Annotated in this window: 10 protein-coding genes; 4 read left to right on the plus strand and 6 right to left on the minus strand. The window is 69.0% G+C overall.

Features of this window, described 5'->3' with window-relative positions; translation table 11 throughout:
• Positions 1–1397: 1397 nt before the first annotated feature.
• Positions 1398–3494, plus strand: a complete 2097-nt coding sequence (locus V1318_RS10265; RefSeq protein ID WP_332939547.1) for an NHL repeat-containing protein — start codon at positions 1398–1400, stop codon at positions 3492–3494.
• Between the two features lie 626 nt (positions 3495–4120).
• Here the strand turns inward: V1318_RS10265 and V1318_RS10270 are convergent.
• From V1318_RS10270 to V1318_RS10280, 3 genes are all read right to left on the minus strand, one after another.
• Positions 4121–5545 carry a pitrilysin family protein gene (locus tag V1318_RS10270; protein ID WP_332939548.1) on the minus strand — a complete coding sequence of 475 codons (1425 nt, stop codon included), beginning with the start codon at positions 5543–5545 and terminating at the stop codon, positions 4121–4123.
• Between the two features lie 10 nt (positions 5546–5555).
• On the minus strand, positions 5556–6944 hold the full coding sequence (locus V1318_RS10275) for a pitrilysin family protein (protein WP_332939549.1): 1389 nt from the start codon (positions 6942–6944) through the stop codon (positions 5556–5558).
• A 145-nt stretch (positions 6945–7089) separates the two neighbouring features.
• A complete protein-coding gene (locus V1318_RS10280) occupies positions 7090–7689 on the minus strand; it encodes a hypothetical protein (protein ID WP_332939550.1) in 600 nt (199 codons plus the stop codon).
• A gap of 223 nt (positions 7690–7912) precedes the next feature.
• Here V1318_RS10280 and bla point away from each other — a divergent pair, with 223 nt between their 5' ends.
• Together bla and V1318_RS10290 are read left to right on the plus strand one after the other, a co-directional pair.
• Positions 7913–8800 (plus strand): subclass B3 metallo-beta-lactamase, encoded by an 888-nt coding sequence (gene bla / locus V1318_RS10285; protein ID WP_332939551.1) that lies wholly within the window; start codon positions 7913–7915, stop codon positions 8798–8800.
• Positions 8800–9288, plus strand: a complete 489-nt coding sequence (locus V1318_RS10290) for an 8-oxo-dGTP diphosphatase (protein ID WP_332939552.1) — start codon at positions 8800–8802, stop codon at positions 9286–9288. The genes bla and V1318_RS10290 overlap by 1 nt, the downstream gene beginning before the upstream one ends.
• 61 nt (positions 9289–9349) lie before the next feature.
• On the opposite strand, the gene V1318_RS10295 is transcribed toward V1318_RS10290, so the two are convergent.
• Genes V1318_RS10295 through V1318_RS10305 form a run of 3 tightly spaced genes read right to left on the minus strand, consistent with a single transcriptional unit; the run spans position 9350 to position 11759 of the window.
• Positions 9350–9982, minus strand: coding sequence for a LysE family translocator (locus tag V1318_RS10295; RefSeq protein WP_332939553.1), 633 nt, complete (start codon positions 9980–9982; stop codon positions 9350–9352).
• Positions 9983–10030: 48 nt separating this feature from the next.
• A complete protein-coding gene (locus tag V1318_RS10300) occupies positions 10031–10471 on the minus strand; it encodes a GNAT family N-acetyltransferase (RefSeq protein ID WP_332939554.1) in 441 nt (146 codons plus the stop codon).
• Position 10472: 1 nt separating this feature from the next.
• Positions 10473–11759 (minus strand): dicarboxylate/amino acid:cation symporter, encoded by a 1287-nt coding sequence (locus V1318_RS10305; protein ID WP_332939555.1) that lies wholly within the window; start codon positions 11757–11759, stop codon positions 10473–10475.
• Between the two features lie 140 nt (positions 11760–11899).
• Here V1318_RS10305 and V1318_RS10310 point away from each other — a divergent pair, with 140 nt between their 5' ends.
• Positions 11900–13633 (plus strand): alkaline phosphatase, encoded by a 1734-nt coding sequence (locus V1318_RS10310; RefSeq protein WP_332939557.1) that lies wholly within the window; start codon positions 11900–11902, stop codon positions 13631–13633.
• Positions 13634–13915: the final 282 nt, after the last annotated feature.

A 13915-nucleotide genomic window follows, 5' to 3' on the forward strand; every position in this document is an offset into this window, starting at 1 on the left:
GGTCGGAGACCGACCACAGGTCGATCGGCGCGTAGAGGCTGGGCGGCGATGCCGGCTCGTCGACCGAGGTCCGGGTCCACTCCGCACGCAGCGCCCACAGGTCGTAGCGGTCGCCGTCGAACAAACGCCGCAGGACGATTCGGTTCAAGCTCAGGCGCACACGCGTCGCGCCCTCATAGCGTTCGACCACGCGCGGCGCATGCGGCAGCAGCAGCACGTCGCCGGCCCCATCCAACTGCGCGTTGTAGGTCGGACGCGCGATTTCGGCATCGCCTTCGTAAAAGCTGTAGCTGCCATCGGTGTTGCTGAGCAACAGTTTCGGAGCGTTCGCGAACACCGGAAAGTGGTCGCGTTGGATCGGCGCCATCATCAGCGTCTGCGCCGGCAGCTCGGCCAAGGACGGCAAGGGCGCATAGTCGGTCTGGGCGAATACCGCTTCGGGGTCGGCCGGATGCACTTGGAGACGGACGAGCAGATCGCGGTAGGCGACCTCGTCCTCCAACAGCTGCTGGCCGTCCGCGTAGCCGTTGGGCAGGGCGACCGTGCCGGAAGCTGTGCCCGCCAGCACGGCGCGGGCATCGAACAGGTCGTCGCCGAACACGCTGCGGGTGGTGCGCTCGAACTCCTGGTCGCTGTTGGCGTCGCGGCCGCCGAGGATGTTGCGCACCAAGAACGCCAGCGCGCTGCTCCACGGCGAGACCCGCAGCGTCGGCAATTCGACGGCCTCGACGCGACGGTCCCCGCCCGAGCGCAGCGCGAGCTTGCGGAAGCTGCCGACGATGCTGCGGTAGCGCAGGCGCTGCGATGCGACTTCGACGCTGACCATCTCGGCAGGATCCAACGCATCGATCGTGGCCACATAGCCGCCGCCATGGACCTGGCCGGCGAAGCTACGGTTGCCGACTCGCACCAGGATCGAATCCGGCGTCGCGCCCGGGGCCAGGCCGGAAATCTCGCCCGAAATCCTCAGGACGACCGGCGGCGACTTGGGTTGCGAGCCCTCGACCGCGATCGGCTCGGCCGGATCGCCCGGCGCCGCTTGCGGCAGCACCCGCGCGTTCGCGGCGTGCGCGAGCGCGCGCTCGATCGTCTGTTGGAACACCGGCGCCGCAAACGCGGCCACGATCACGAACGCGGCCGTCGCCGCGAGCCACTTCCTGTTTCGACTCATTCCCATCCCCTGTGGTAGGCGCGCCGGGCGATACCGGCGCGCCGCGCCGCAATCTAAACCAGCGCACGGACAGCGTCGATGCCTGGGTAGGTCGCGATCGTCCGCTTTGCTGCGGAAAGTGGATCGCTACGCCGAAACGCGTGGCGGCGACACCGATCCCGCGGGCTAGAATCCCAACTCGCTCAAGGCCCGCTGCGCGCACGGTCGCCGCAAAAACAGGAACCGCATGACCCGAAATCTCTGGCTGGGGCTGGTTGTCGCCCTCACCGCCGCCGCCTTGGCCGCCACCTTCGTGTTCGAACCTGGCGCCCCGCGCAAACCCGCCGGGCCGCCGCCCACGCCGCTGGGCTGGGCCGGGCAGTTGCAACTGCGCGCCGGCGACGGCGTGCTCGGCCTGCGCGACGGCGTCGCCGCGCAGGCGCGCTTCGCCGATCCTTATGGCCTGGCCCTGGGCCGCGACGGCACACTGTACGTGGCCGACGCCGGCGACAACAACCGCATCCGCACGATCCGCGCCGATGGCAGCGTGGCCACCCTCGCCGGTTCCGACGAAGGCTTCCGCGATGGCCTCGGCGCGGCCGCGGCCTTCGATACGCCCTCGGGCCTGGCCCTGGACGCGGCCGGCAATCTCTACGTGGCCGACACCGGCAATCACGCGATCCGCAAGATCAGTCCGCAGGGCGCGGTCAGCACCGTGGCCGGCGACGGCAGCGCGGGCTATCTCGACGGCCCCGGCGCGGTCGCGCGCTTCAACGGCCCGACCGGCGTGGCCGTGGACGCCAAGGGCCAGGTCTACATCGCCGACACCTACAACGACCGTATCCGCGTGATCGGCCTGGACGGTCAGGTGCGCACGCTGGCCGGCGGCGAACGCCCCGGCTACCTGGACGGCCCCGGCGCGCTGGCGCGCTTCGACACCCCGACCGCGCTGGCGCTGGACCGGCACGGTCGCGTGCTGGTCGCCGACCTGCGCAACAACGCGATCCGCCGGATCGGCCTCGACGGCGCGGTCAGCACCGTGCTGCGGGGGCTGCAGGAGGATCCGCCCGACGCGATGCGGCGCCCGCTGAGCCTGGCGATCGCCCACGACGGCGTGATCTACGTCGGCGAGATGGCGCGCGGCCGCGTGCTGCAGATCGGCCTCGACCGCGGTGTGCGCACCATCACCGGCGCCACCAGCGGGCAGCGCCTCGCGCGTCCCTCCGCGCTGGCGCTCGCGCCCGACGGCGCGCTCTACGTCGCCGACGCGCAAGGCTACCGCGTGCACCGGATCGCGCCGCTCGCGTCCGGCGCCGCGGCCGTTGCCGGCGCGGTCGGTCCCTCGCCGCTGAATCCCTTGCCGCGCAGCGAAGGCCGCTGGCCTCTGGCGCCGCAGGACGGCTGGCACGAAGTGGTCGGCACCCTGGCCGAAGTGCGCGGCGACGGCAACGGCGAGAGCCGCCACCACCTGCACGACGGCCTGGACATCGCCGGCGATGTCGGCCAGCGCGTGCTGGCGATCGCCGACGCCAAGGTCAGCAGCCCGAACGGAACCTGGGGCCTGGGCTCGCTTGGCGAAGGCATGGCCCTGGACACGCTGAGCTATATCCACATGCGCGTCGGCCGCGATCCGCAAGGCAACTCGCTGGACCCGGCCCGCTTCCATCCGGTGCTGGGCGACGACGGCAAACCCGAGCGCATCCGGGTGCCGCGCGGCACCCGCTTCCGCGTCGGCGACGCCCTGGGCACGATCAATCCGATGGCGCACGTGCATCTGGTGGTCGGCGCCAGCGGCTACCAACGCAACGCGATCACCCTGGGTTTCGTCGGTTACGCCGACCACCACGCGCCGCAGATCGAACGCGTGGCCCTGCTCGACGACGCGGCCCAGCCGCTGGATCAGCGCGAACAGAATCGGGTGCTGGTCTCGCGCGCCCTGCCCGGCGTGCAGATCGTGGTCGACGCCTGGGACCAGGTCGATCGCAACCAGGCGCGACGCCGGCTCGGCCTGTACTCGCTGGGCTACCAATGGCTGGACGCCGCCGGCACCCCGCTGCCGGGCTACGAGAATCCACGCACCCGACTGCAGTTCGACCGCATGCCGTCCGAAGACGAAGCGGTCCAGGTCGTCTACGCCGACGGCAGCGGCGTCACCGTGCACGGCAGCGCGATCACGCGCTTTCGCTACGTGCTGACCAACACCGCACGCGACGGCACGCTCGCGACCGGCCTGTGGACGCCCACCGAATTGCCGCCGGGCGACTACACCCTGCGCATCACGGCCAAGGATTACAGCGGCAATGTCGCGGCGGCGAAACGCGATCTGGAAGTGCGCTTGCAGTGAGCCGATAGCCCCGGCGTAGCGACGCCGGATTGTTGGGCACTCATCGCGGATGCCGCTGCGGCTTGCCGTTGCCGTTGCCGTTGCCGTTGCCCCGGCATTGGAATCCATAGCCCTACACCCACGCGAGCAACCGTAGACCCGAAGGGCGGCGCGCAGGACGCGCGCCGTTTTTCGAATGGACAAGGATGTCCATTCGAAAAATCCCGGCGCCAGCACCGAACCCGCAGGGGAGGTTTGGTCCCGCTAGCCCTTCTCTTTGGTTACTTTCTCTTGGGCTAGCAAGAGAAAGTGACCCGCACGCGCAGCGGGCGGAAGCCCTTGACCTTCGTGCCCACCACGCAGAGCAAGAGCAACAGCAAATCCTCCCTAACCCGCCCGGCCAGCAGGCATGGCCTACTGGCGTTCAGCCGCGCACGAACCTGCGGTTCGTAAACGCACGGCCTCACCCTTTTCCAAAGGAGGGAGCCAAAAGCAGGAGAAGATGACCAGCCAACGGCGTAGCCGGCGTTCGCGGTCGCGGCTCGCACCGCTCCTACCCAAAGCCCCCTCCCCAAGCGGGAGAGGGCGCCATCGCGAAGGACAAGACGGAGAGTCGGAAGCGAAAGACGAAACGAGCAAACTCAAACTCACTTCGCCGGCGCGACGAACTCCCCATAGGCCTTGAGCTGCTCCGCCACCGCCTTGCCGTCGCCGACCACCACGATCGACTGATCCGCCGGCACGAAGTACTTCTTCGCCAGCGCCTGCACCTGAGCCGCATCGACCGCACGGATGCGTGGCACGTACTGGCCGAGGAAATCCGACGGCAGCCCCATCAGCCACTGATTGGCCAGCGTCACCGCGACCGAACCCTGCTGCTGGTTGCTGATCATGTAGCCGCCCGCGATGTAGCGCTTGGTGTCCTCCAGCTCCTGCGCCGGCACCGGCTCCCGGCCCAGGCGCTCGAACTCGTGGAAGAACTCCTTCAGCGCCGCGCCGGTAACCTCGTTGCGCACGTCGGCGCCGCCTTGCACGCGGCCGCCGGCACGCGCGGCCTGCAGGCCCGCGCTGGCGCCGTAGGTGTAGCCCTTGTCTTCGCGCAGGTTCTGGTTGACGCGGCTGCTGAAGCCGCCGCCGAGCACGGTGCTGGCCAGCTGCATCGGCACGTAGTCGGGATCGGTGACCGCGATCGCCGGCCGGCCCAGGCGCAGCGTCGACTGCACGCTGCCGTCGCGCTGGATCAGCACGAAGCTGGGCTTGGCCTCGCGGCGTGCGGGCGGAGTGTCGGCGATCGCCTCGCCGCCGGCCTTCCAATCGCCGAAGGAGCGCTCGGCGAACTTGAAGCCGTCCTCGGGCGCGACCCGGCCGGTGATCACCAGCAGCGCGCGATCGGGGCGGAAGCGGCGCGCGTGCTCGGCGCGCAGCTTCTGCGGCGTGATCGCCGCGATCATGCTCTCGGTGGGCTGGGTGCGCGCATAGGGATGGTCGCCGTACGTGGCCGCCAGCAGCGCGCGCGAGGCCTTGAACGAGGGCTGGGCCTCGGCCGCCTTCAGCGCCTGCAGGGCGTTGGCCTGGGCCAGCTTGACCTCGCTGTCCGGGAAGGCCGGCGTGCGCGCGATCTCGGCCAGCAGCGCCAGCATCGGCGCGGCGTTGGACACCAACGCGTCGCCGTACAGATTGATGCCGTCGTTGTTGGCGGCCGCGCCGATGCTGCCGCCGTAGCCCTGCGCGGCCTCGGCGATCGCCTTGGAATCGCGCTGGGCAGTGCCTTCGTTGAGCAGGCCGGCCAGCTGCGCGGCGAAACCGGAGGCGTCGGCGCCATCGGCGGCGTAACCGGCATTGCGCATCGCCAGCACGTAGTCCACGCGCGGCATGCCGTCGCGCGGCAGCACCCACACTTCCAGACCGTTGGACAGGGTCTTCTTGACGATATCGGGCACCGGCAGCGGGCGGTCCGGCGCGTACGGCGGCAGCTGCGCGGGCAGCGCGGCCTTGGGGCCGGCCTGGGCGGCGCCGGCGAAGGCCAGGCTCAAGGAGATCGCGACGGCGATCAGGTTCGGATGGGTCTTCATCCTTGTCTCCTCAGTTCTTCTTGGCGGCGGCGGGCGCGGCGGCCGGGGCCAGCATCGCGGCGGGCTTGCGGTCGATCACGGTGCGATTGGCCGGCGTGAGATAGGTCTTGGCCACGCGCTGCACGTCGGCCGAGCTCACGCCTTCGATCCAGCCGGGAATCTGGTTGACCACGCCTGCGTCGCCCCACAGGGTCTGCAGCTTGGCCAGCGCATCGGCGCGGTCGATGAAGGTCTCCAGGCCGTTGTACCAATTGGCCAGCAGCTGGGTCTTGACCCGCTTCAGCGTGGCTTCGTCCACGCCCTGCTCGGCGACCTTGGCGATTTCTTCGTCGAAGGCCTTGAGCAGTTGATCGGCGCTGGAGCTGGGCTTGTACAGCGCATTGACCACGAACAGGGTCGGGCCGTCGTATTCCCATTCGCTGGTCAGGCCGTACAGCAGCTCCATGTTGAGCGTGAGCTCGCGGCCCTTGACCGTGCCCTGGTAGAAGCGCGAGGCGTCGCCGTCGGCGAGCAGCGCGCCCAGCACCGCCATCGGCGCCTGGTCCTTGCTGCCGCGGTCGGGCATCTTCCAGCCGACCGCGATCGCCGGCACCTGGGCCAGCGCGTCGGATTGGACGATGCGCTTCTCCTGGGTGTTCAGGCCTTCGGCGTAGTCGGGCGCGGGCGGAGTCTTGCGCGCCGGGATCGCGCCGAAATACTTCTGCGCCAGGGCGAAACCTTGCTCGGGGGTGATGTCGCCGGCCAGGCCGAGCACGGCGTTGTTGGGGCCGTAGTAGTCGCGATGGAACGCGGCCACGTCCTCCAGGCTGGCGTTCTCCAGGTCCTGGAAGCTGCCGTAGCCGTCGTGGTTGTTCTCCCACTTCTGGAACGCCTGCTGGCCGATGTCGATCCACATGAAGCCGCCGTAGGGCTGGTTCTTCACGTTGACCCGGATTTCCTCCTTGACCACGTCCTGCTGGTTCTTGAGCGTGGTCGGATTGAAGTCCAGGGTCTTCATGCGGTCGGCTTCGAGCCACAGGATCGGCTCCAGGGCCGAGGCCGGCGCGACTTCGATGTAGTTGGTGTAGTCGGCGCGGGTGGAGCCGTTGTTGCGGCCGCCGCCGCCGGTGATCACGCGATCGAACACGCCTTCCTTCGCGTTCGGCGTGCCCTCGAACATCAGGTGCTCGAACAAATGGGCGAAGCCGGTGCGGTTCTTCGGCTCCAGGCGCATGCCGACGTGGTAGACCACGCTGACGCCGACCGTGGGCGAGGTGTGATCCTCGGACACGACCACGGTCAGACCGTTGTCGAGCTTCTTGACCGCCACCGGCAAGGTCCAGCGATCGCCGTCGGCCGCGAGCGCGGCCGTGGTCGTCGTCAGGCCGGCCAGCAGCAGCGCGATATGGCGCAGGCGCATGGAGGTCTCCGTTTTCCCCAGAAGACTCCCACCCTAACCTCGCCCCCGCACCGGCATACCGGCCAGAAGTCACGTGAAGACGCGGCTACCTACCCCGAAATCGCAGTAAGGACGTGAGGGCGCGACCCGACCGCAGGCCACAGCCTTACTGAGCAACAAACTTCAACGGCCCGTGATAGTCCAGCCAACCGATCGACGAATCGATGCGCTCGTTCAGTGCCTTTTCCTGACTCGTGCCGTTCTTGTCGACGATGCTAGCCAACAAGGTCGGCATCCAGAAATCGGCCGCGAAAGCCGTATCGCGCTTGATGACGGAATTGATACGCAGAGTAGTGGTCTTGCCGGGCTCGACCCTGAAGGTCATAACGTCATTGTTGACGAAAGCGCCGCGATCAAGAACTTTCTGCATGGTGAAGCTGGACATCATTCTCATGCCGATGCCGGTGATGCGATACTCGCCGGCCGGCAGGGTCAAGGTTTCGCTTTGCCCATAACGGGTCATGTGATTGATCGGAAAATCGATGAAGCGCTTGTGGACCATCGTGAACACCAGCAGATCGTCGCGGATACCCCATTCCAGACCGGCTCCCTTGAACTGCTGTTCGACCTTCTTGGACAGAGGCTTTTCGCCCACGTAAGGCCTAACGTCGACCACCAACGTACCTGTCGAAGCTGTGTCCTGGGCCAATGCGGGAGCGCCGATAAAGACGAGCGCGAATAGCAGAATGTTTACGAAAAGCTTCATACCCCCCCTGGCGCGAAGATGCGCGAGTGCTGGGATATTCTCGTCGCAAGCCCCGGCATTAGCCAATGGGCAATCGGTGTGCCGGATTGAACCGAAACATTACCCCGATGAGGCCGGCGCCGAGGCCGGCTTGGCGAACCACCCCGCAATCCGTTCAAACCCTAGCTGCACTCGCCCGAATAGCCGACACTTGCAAGCCCACCCGCACGCCCCAATGCAGCCGATGCCGCCGCTCCGTCCCGCCCTGTTCGCCTTCGCCCTGTCCCTGATCGCAGCCGGCAGCGCCACCGCCGCCGAGCCCCTGCTCCCCGAAGCCCGCGCCTATTCCAGCCGGGACAGCTGGCGCCAGCCGGTGGCGCCGTTCCGCGTCGCCGAGCGCAGTTGGTACATCGGCACCGCCGGATTGAGCGCGGTCCTGATCAAGACCGACGCCGGCGCCGTTCTGATCGACACCGGCCTGCCGCAGGCCGGCGACATGCTGCTGAAGCACATGCGCGAACTCGGCATCGAGCCCTCGCAGCTCAAGCTGATCCTGCACAGCCACGCCCATATCGACCACATCGGCGCCCTGGCGCAGATCCAGCGCGCGACCGGCGCCCAGGTGGTCGGCAACGCCGAGGCCGCGGTGCTGCTGGCGCGCGGCGGCAGCGACGACATCCACTTCGGCGAGGGCATGCTGTTCCCGCCGGTGCAGGTCCAGCGCATCGTCATGGACGGCGAAACCGTCGAACTCGGCGGCGTGCGCTTCACCGCGCACTTCACCCCCGCGCACACGCCCGGCAGCCTCAGCTGGACCTGGGACGACCGCATCGACGGCAAGCCCGCCCACATCGCCTACGCCGACAGCCTGAGCGCGCCGGGCTACCAGCTGATCGGCAACCCGCGCTATCCGCGCATCGTCGACGACTACCGGCGCGGTTTCGCGACCGTGCGCGGCCTGCCCTGCGATCTGTTGTTGACGCCGCACCCGGACGCGAGCGGCTGGGACCCGGCCGACACCGCCGCCCCGCGCAAGACCCCGATGAGCTGCCGCGCCTACGCCGACAAGGCCGAGCGCGCGCTCGACAAGACCCTGGCCGAGCAAGCCGCCAAGGCCAAGGAAGCGCGCTGATGCCCTATACGCCGATCGTCGCCACCCTGGGCTACGTGCTCTCGCCGGACGGGCGCGAAGTGCTGATGGTCCATCGCAACGCGCGGCCGGACGATCACCAACTCGGCAAGTACAACGGCCTGGGCGGCAAGCTCGAACGCGACGAGGACGTGGTCGCCGGCATGCGTCGCGAGATCCACGAGGAAGCCGGCATCGTCTGCGACGAGCTGCACCTGCGCGGCACCATCAGCTGGCCCGGCTTCGGCAAGCACGGCGAGGACTGGCTGGGTTTCATCTTCACCATTACCCGCTACACGGGCACGCCCTACGCGAGCAATCCCGAGGGCACGCTGGAATGGGTGCCGCTGGAACGCCTGCACGACCTGCCGATGTGGGAAGGCGACCGCGAATTCCTGCCGCTGGTGTTCGATGCCGACCCGCGCGCGTTCCACGGGGTGATGCCCTACCGCGACGGCCGCATGCAGTCGTGGCGCTACACACGGGCTTGAAGCTTGCGGGCTTGAAGCCTACGGCCTTGAAGCGCGCGCTCGAAGCTTGCGCGCCCGGGCCTCAGCGCCGCGCTTCGGTCGCCATCCGCAGCGCCAGCGCGGCCAGCACCGTGCCCATCAGCCAGCGCTGCATCGACAGCCAAGTCGGGCGGCGGCCGAGAAACGCGGCCAGGGAGCCGGCGCTGATCGCGATCAGGGCGTTGACCGTCAGGCTGATCGCGATCTGCAGGCTGCCCAGGGTCAGGGATTGGCCCAGCACGCTGCCCTTGGCCGGATCGATGAACTGCGGCAGCAGCGACAGATACAGCACCGCGGCCTTGGGATTGAGCAGGTTGGTCATCAGGCCCATCGCGAACAATCGGCGCGGGCTGTCCTGCGGCAGGTCGCGGACCTGGAACGGCGAACGCCCGCCCGGCTTGAGCGCCTGCCAGGCCAGGTAGAGCAGATACAGCGCGCCGCCCAGGCGCAGCGCGTCGTAGGCGTAAGGCACCGCCATCACCAGCGCGGTGATGCCCAGCGCCGCGCACAGCATGTAGAACACGAAGCCCACCGCGACGCCGGCCAGCGAGATCAGCCCCGCCTTGCGCCCCTGACAGATCGAACGCGAGATCAGATAGACCATGTTCGGCCCAGGCGTGAGCACCATGCCCAAAGCGATCAGGGCGAAGGCGATCAGGTTGGAAGCGTCGGGCATCGCGGGGTCTCCAGCGGTGGCGGCGCGCGCGGACCGCGCGGCGCAGGATCAAGCGTCGCGGCGTTCGCCCACGACGTATTCCATATTGACCGCATGCGGCGCGCTTTCGGCGAAGCCGTACTTGGCGTACAGGTGCTTGGCGTCGCCGTCGGCGACCAGGGTCACGAACGCGGACGGCTGCGCATGCGCGCGCAGCCAGGCGTCGAGCGCGTCGAGGATGCGCTTGCCCAGGCCCAGGCCCTGGTGCTCGGGCGCGACCGCGATGTCGACCACGGTGTAGAAGCAGCCGCCGTCGCCGATGATGCGGCCCATGCCGATGGTCTCGCCCTCGCGCAGCAGGCTGACGCCGTACAGCGTGTTGGGCAAACCCGCGCGCGCGGCCTCGTGCGTGCGCGGCGACATGCCGGCCGCCGCGCGCAGCCGGCGGTAGTCGTCGACGCCGGGGAAACGTTCGACCAGCACGACCTCGGCGGCGGACGCGCCGCCCATCTCAGGCGCCGTCCTTGCCGGCCGCCTCGGCCGATTCCAGGCCGACATTGGTCGATGCGGCCTCGTACACCGCGCGATCGAGCAGGCCGGTTTCCTTGGCCACCAGCACCGGCACCAGCATCTGGCCGGTCACGTTGGTCATGGTGCGCATCATGTCGAGCACGCGGTCGATCGCGTACAGGTAGCCGATGGTTTCCAGCGGCAGGCCGGCGGCGCTGAGCACCACGGTCGCCATCACCACCGCGGTGCCCGGCACCCCGGCGGTGCCGAAGCTGCCCAGCACCGAGGCCAGCATGATCACCAGGTACTGCGACAGCGACAGGTCCAGGTCCGCGTACTGGGCGATGAACACCGCCGCCATCGCCGGATAGATCGCGCCGCAGCCGTCCATCTTGATGGTTGCGCCCAGCGGCACCGCGAACGCGGCGTAGTTCTTGTCCACGCCCAGGTTGTGGGTGACGCTGCGCAGCGACACCGGCAAGGCGGCGAAGCTGGACGAAGCCACGAAGCCGACCTGCATGCCCGGGAACGCGCCGCGGAAGAACTTGAGCGGATTCAGGCCGTGCGCCAGCAGCAGCGCGCTATAGACCACCGCGATGTGCAGGCCGCAGGCCAGATACAGCGCGATCACGAACTTGCCCAGCGGCAGCAGTTTCTCGAAACCGTAGCCGCCGATCAGCGCCGCGATCAGGCCGAAGGTGCCCAGCGGGGTGAACTCCAGCACGAAGCGGGTGATCTGGATCATGGTGTCGCTGGCTTCGCCGGCGAGCTTGCGCAGGCCGGCGACGCGGTCGCCCAGCTTGACCAGGGCGAAGCCGATCAGGCCGGCGAAGAAGATCACCTGCAGGACCTTGCCTTCGGCCATGGCCTGGAAGGGGTTGGACGGCACCACGCCCAGCAGCACGTCGATCGCCGGCGGCACCTCCTTGGGCTTGTAGTCGCCCGCGATCTGCAGCGTGCCCACGCCCTCGCCCGGCGCCACCAGGTGGGCGACGGTCAGACCGACGCCGACCGCCAGCACCGCGGTGAAGGCGAACCAGGCGAAGGTGCGCCCGCCCAGCGCGGCCACCGATTTCTGCCCGTGCAGCGAGGCCACCGCGTTGATCACCGCGAACAGCACCAGCGGCACCGCGATCATCTTGATCAGGGTCACGTAGAGCTTGCCCAATGGCCCGAACCAGGTCTCGGCGGCGGGGCCCAGCAACCAGCCGGCCAGTGCGCCGAGCACGAAGCCGCCCAACACCCGTTGCCAGAACGGGATCTTGAACCAGGCCGACACCAGGGTCATGCGCGTACCTCACCGCTGCCAAGCAAGCACCTTAGCCGAGGCGCCCGACCGCGGCGACCCCCGCCGTTGCAACACCGGTATCCCATTCCAGCAACAACCGCAGGTCATAATCGCGGTTTCGTCCGCCACCGGTCCCCGAGATGTCCCGTACGCGCACCGCCTGCCTCGCCCTCGCCGTCACCCTGTCCCTCGGCGCCTGCGCCAGTTCGGCACCGCCGCGCGCCGCCGCCGGCAACGCCGTCGTGGGCGCCGCCGCGCTCGCGGTGGAGGTTCCCTCCATCCGCCACCCGCAGGACGAAACCCCGCAGTGGTGGTTCCGCGACGGCGCCAGCCAGGCCGCCGCGCGCGGCGCCATGGGCGGCAAGGCCAAGAACGTGATCCTGTTCGTCGGCGACGGCATGAGCCTGACCACGGTCGCCGCCGCGCGCATCTTTGAGGGCCAGAAGAAGGGCGGACCGGGCGAAGAGAATCGCCTGAGCTGGGAGCGCTTCCCGTCCACCGCGCTCAGCAAGACCTACAACACCGACTCGCAGACACCGGACTCGGCCGGCACCATGAGCGCCATGGCCACCGGCGTGAAGACCCGCGCCGGCGTGCTCAGCATCGGCCAGCAGGCCGCGCGCGGCAGCTGCACCGGCGCCCTGGCCGCGCCGATCCTGAGCCTGTGGGAACTCGCCGCCGGCAGCGGCCTGGCCACCGGCGTGGTCACCACCACCCGCGTGACCCACGCCACCCCGGGCGCCACCTTCAGCCACTCGGCCGACCGCAACTGGGAGAACGACGCCGACCTGCCCGACAGCGCCAAGACCGCGGGCTGCCAGGACATCGCCCGGCAGATGATCGAGTCGCCCTACGGCAACGGCCCCGACGTGCTGATGGGCGGCGGCCGCACCAACTTCATGCCGGTCGACCAACGCGACCCCGAATACGACGACAAGGTCGGCCAGCGCCTCGACGGCCGCGACCTGATCGCCAGTTGGAAACAGCGCCACCCCGACGGCGCCTACGTCTGGAACGCCAAGCAGTTCGCGGCCGCGCCTGCCGGCAAGCCGCTGCTGGGCCTGTTCGAACCCGACCACATGCAATTCGACCACGACCGCCCCCAGGACGGCGCCGGCGAACCCAGCCTGGCCGACATGACCCGCGCCGCGATCGCGCGCCTGAATCGCCTCAGCGCCGACAAGGGCGACAGCGGCTGGGTGCTGCTGGTCGAGGGCGGCCGCATCGATCACGCCCACCACTACGGCAACGCCTACCGCGCGCTCACCGAGACCGTCGCCCTCAGCGACGCGGTGCGCGCGGCCAGCGAAGCCACCTCGGCCGACGACACCCTGATCCTGGTCACCGCCGACCATTCGCACACGCTCAGCTTCGTCGGCTATCCGGTGCGCGGCAATCCGATCCTGGGCAAGGTGCGCGGCACCAGCGGCGAGGACGGCGACGCCGCCGATTACGCGCGCGACGCGCTCGGCATGCCCTACACCACGCTCAGCTACAGCAACGGCCCCGGCTACGTCGGCGCCAGCGCGCAGCAGCCCGAAGGCCCGAAGCGCTTTCAGCACAGCGCCAGCGGCACCCAGCAGGCCGAGCATGGCCGCCCGGACCTGACCCAGGTCGACACCGAACAGCCCGACTATCTGCAGGAAGCCCTGGTCCCGACCAGCAACGAATCCCACGGCGGCGACGACGTCGGCATCTGGGCGCGCGGCCCCGGCAGCGACGCGGTGCGCGGCAGCGTCGAACAGAACACGATCTTCCACTTCATGCTGCAGTCCATGCCGAAACTGCGCGCCGCGCTTTGCGCCAAGGGCGATTGCGATGCGCAGCAGGTACCGGTGACCCTGCCGAAGCCGGAAGATTTCAAGAGCCGCTGAGTTTGAGCGTGCCGCATCGGAGTCCAGCGAACTTCGATGCGGCGATCGCGACGCCCAGCGTTTCTGAAGAGCAGCCCAACGCCACGCATCACGCCCGCGTTGTTGCCGTTGCCGTTGCGGTTGCGGTTGCGGTTGCGGTTGCCGTTGCGGTTGCCGTTGCGGTTGCGGTTGCCGTTGCCGTTGCCGTTGCCGTTGCCGCGGCATCGGAATCCATAGCCCCGCACCCACGCGAGCAACCGTAGACCCGAAGGGCGGCGCGCAGGACGCGCGCCGTTTTTCGAA

The sequence above is a fragment of the Lysobacter sp. CCNWLW3 genome (assembly GCF_036697405.1).
GTDB lineage: Bacteria > Pseudomonadota > Gammaproteobacteria > Xanthomonadales > Xanthomonadaceae > Lysobacter.

What these genes read in the sequence shown, in the direction of transcription:
- V1318_RS10265 (WP_332939547.1), top strand. Translation starts at nt 1,398, where the DNA reads ATGACCCGAAATCTCTGGCTGGGGCTGGTTGTCGCCCTCACCGCCGCC.
- V1318_RS10270 (WP_332939548.1), bottom strand. Translation starts at nt 5,545, where the DNA reads ATGAAGACCCATCCGAACCTGATCGCCGTCGCGATCTCCTTGAGCCTG.
- V1318_RS10275 (WP_332939549.1), bottom strand. Translation starts at nt 6,944, where the DNA reads ATGCGCCTGCGCCATATCGCGCTGCTGCTGGCCGGCCTGACGACGACC.
- V1318_RS10280 (WP_332939550.1), bottom strand. Translation starts at nt 7,689, where the DNA reads ATGAAGCTTTTCGTAAACATTCTGCTATTCGCGCTCGTCTTTATCGGC.
- bla (WP_332939551.1), top strand. Translation starts at nt 7,913, where the DNA reads ATGCCGCCGCTCCGTCCCGCCCTGTTCGCCTTCGCCCTGTCCCTGATC.
- V1318_RS10290 (WP_332939552.1), top strand. Translation starts at nt 8,800, where the DNA reads ATGCCCTATACGCCGATCGTCGCCACCCTGGGCTACGTGCTCTCGCCG.
- V1318_RS10295 (WP_332939553.1), bottom strand. Translation starts at nt 9,982, where the DNA reads ATGCCCGACGCTTCCAACCTGATCGCCTTCGCCCTGATCGCTTTGGGC.
- V1318_RS10300 (WP_332939554.1), bottom strand. Translation starts at nt 10,471, where the DNA reads ATGGGCGGCGCGTCCGCCGCCGAGGTCGTGCTGGTCGAACGTTTCCCC.
- V1318_RS10305 (WP_332939555.1), bottom strand. Translation starts at nt 11,759, where the DNA reads ATGACCCTGGTGTCGGCCTGGTTCAAGATCCCGTTCTGGCAACGGGTG.
- V1318_RS10310 (WP_332939557.1), top strand. Translation starts at nt 11,900, where the DNA reads ATGTCCCGTACGCGCACCGCCTGCCTCGCCCTCGCCGTCACCCTGTCC.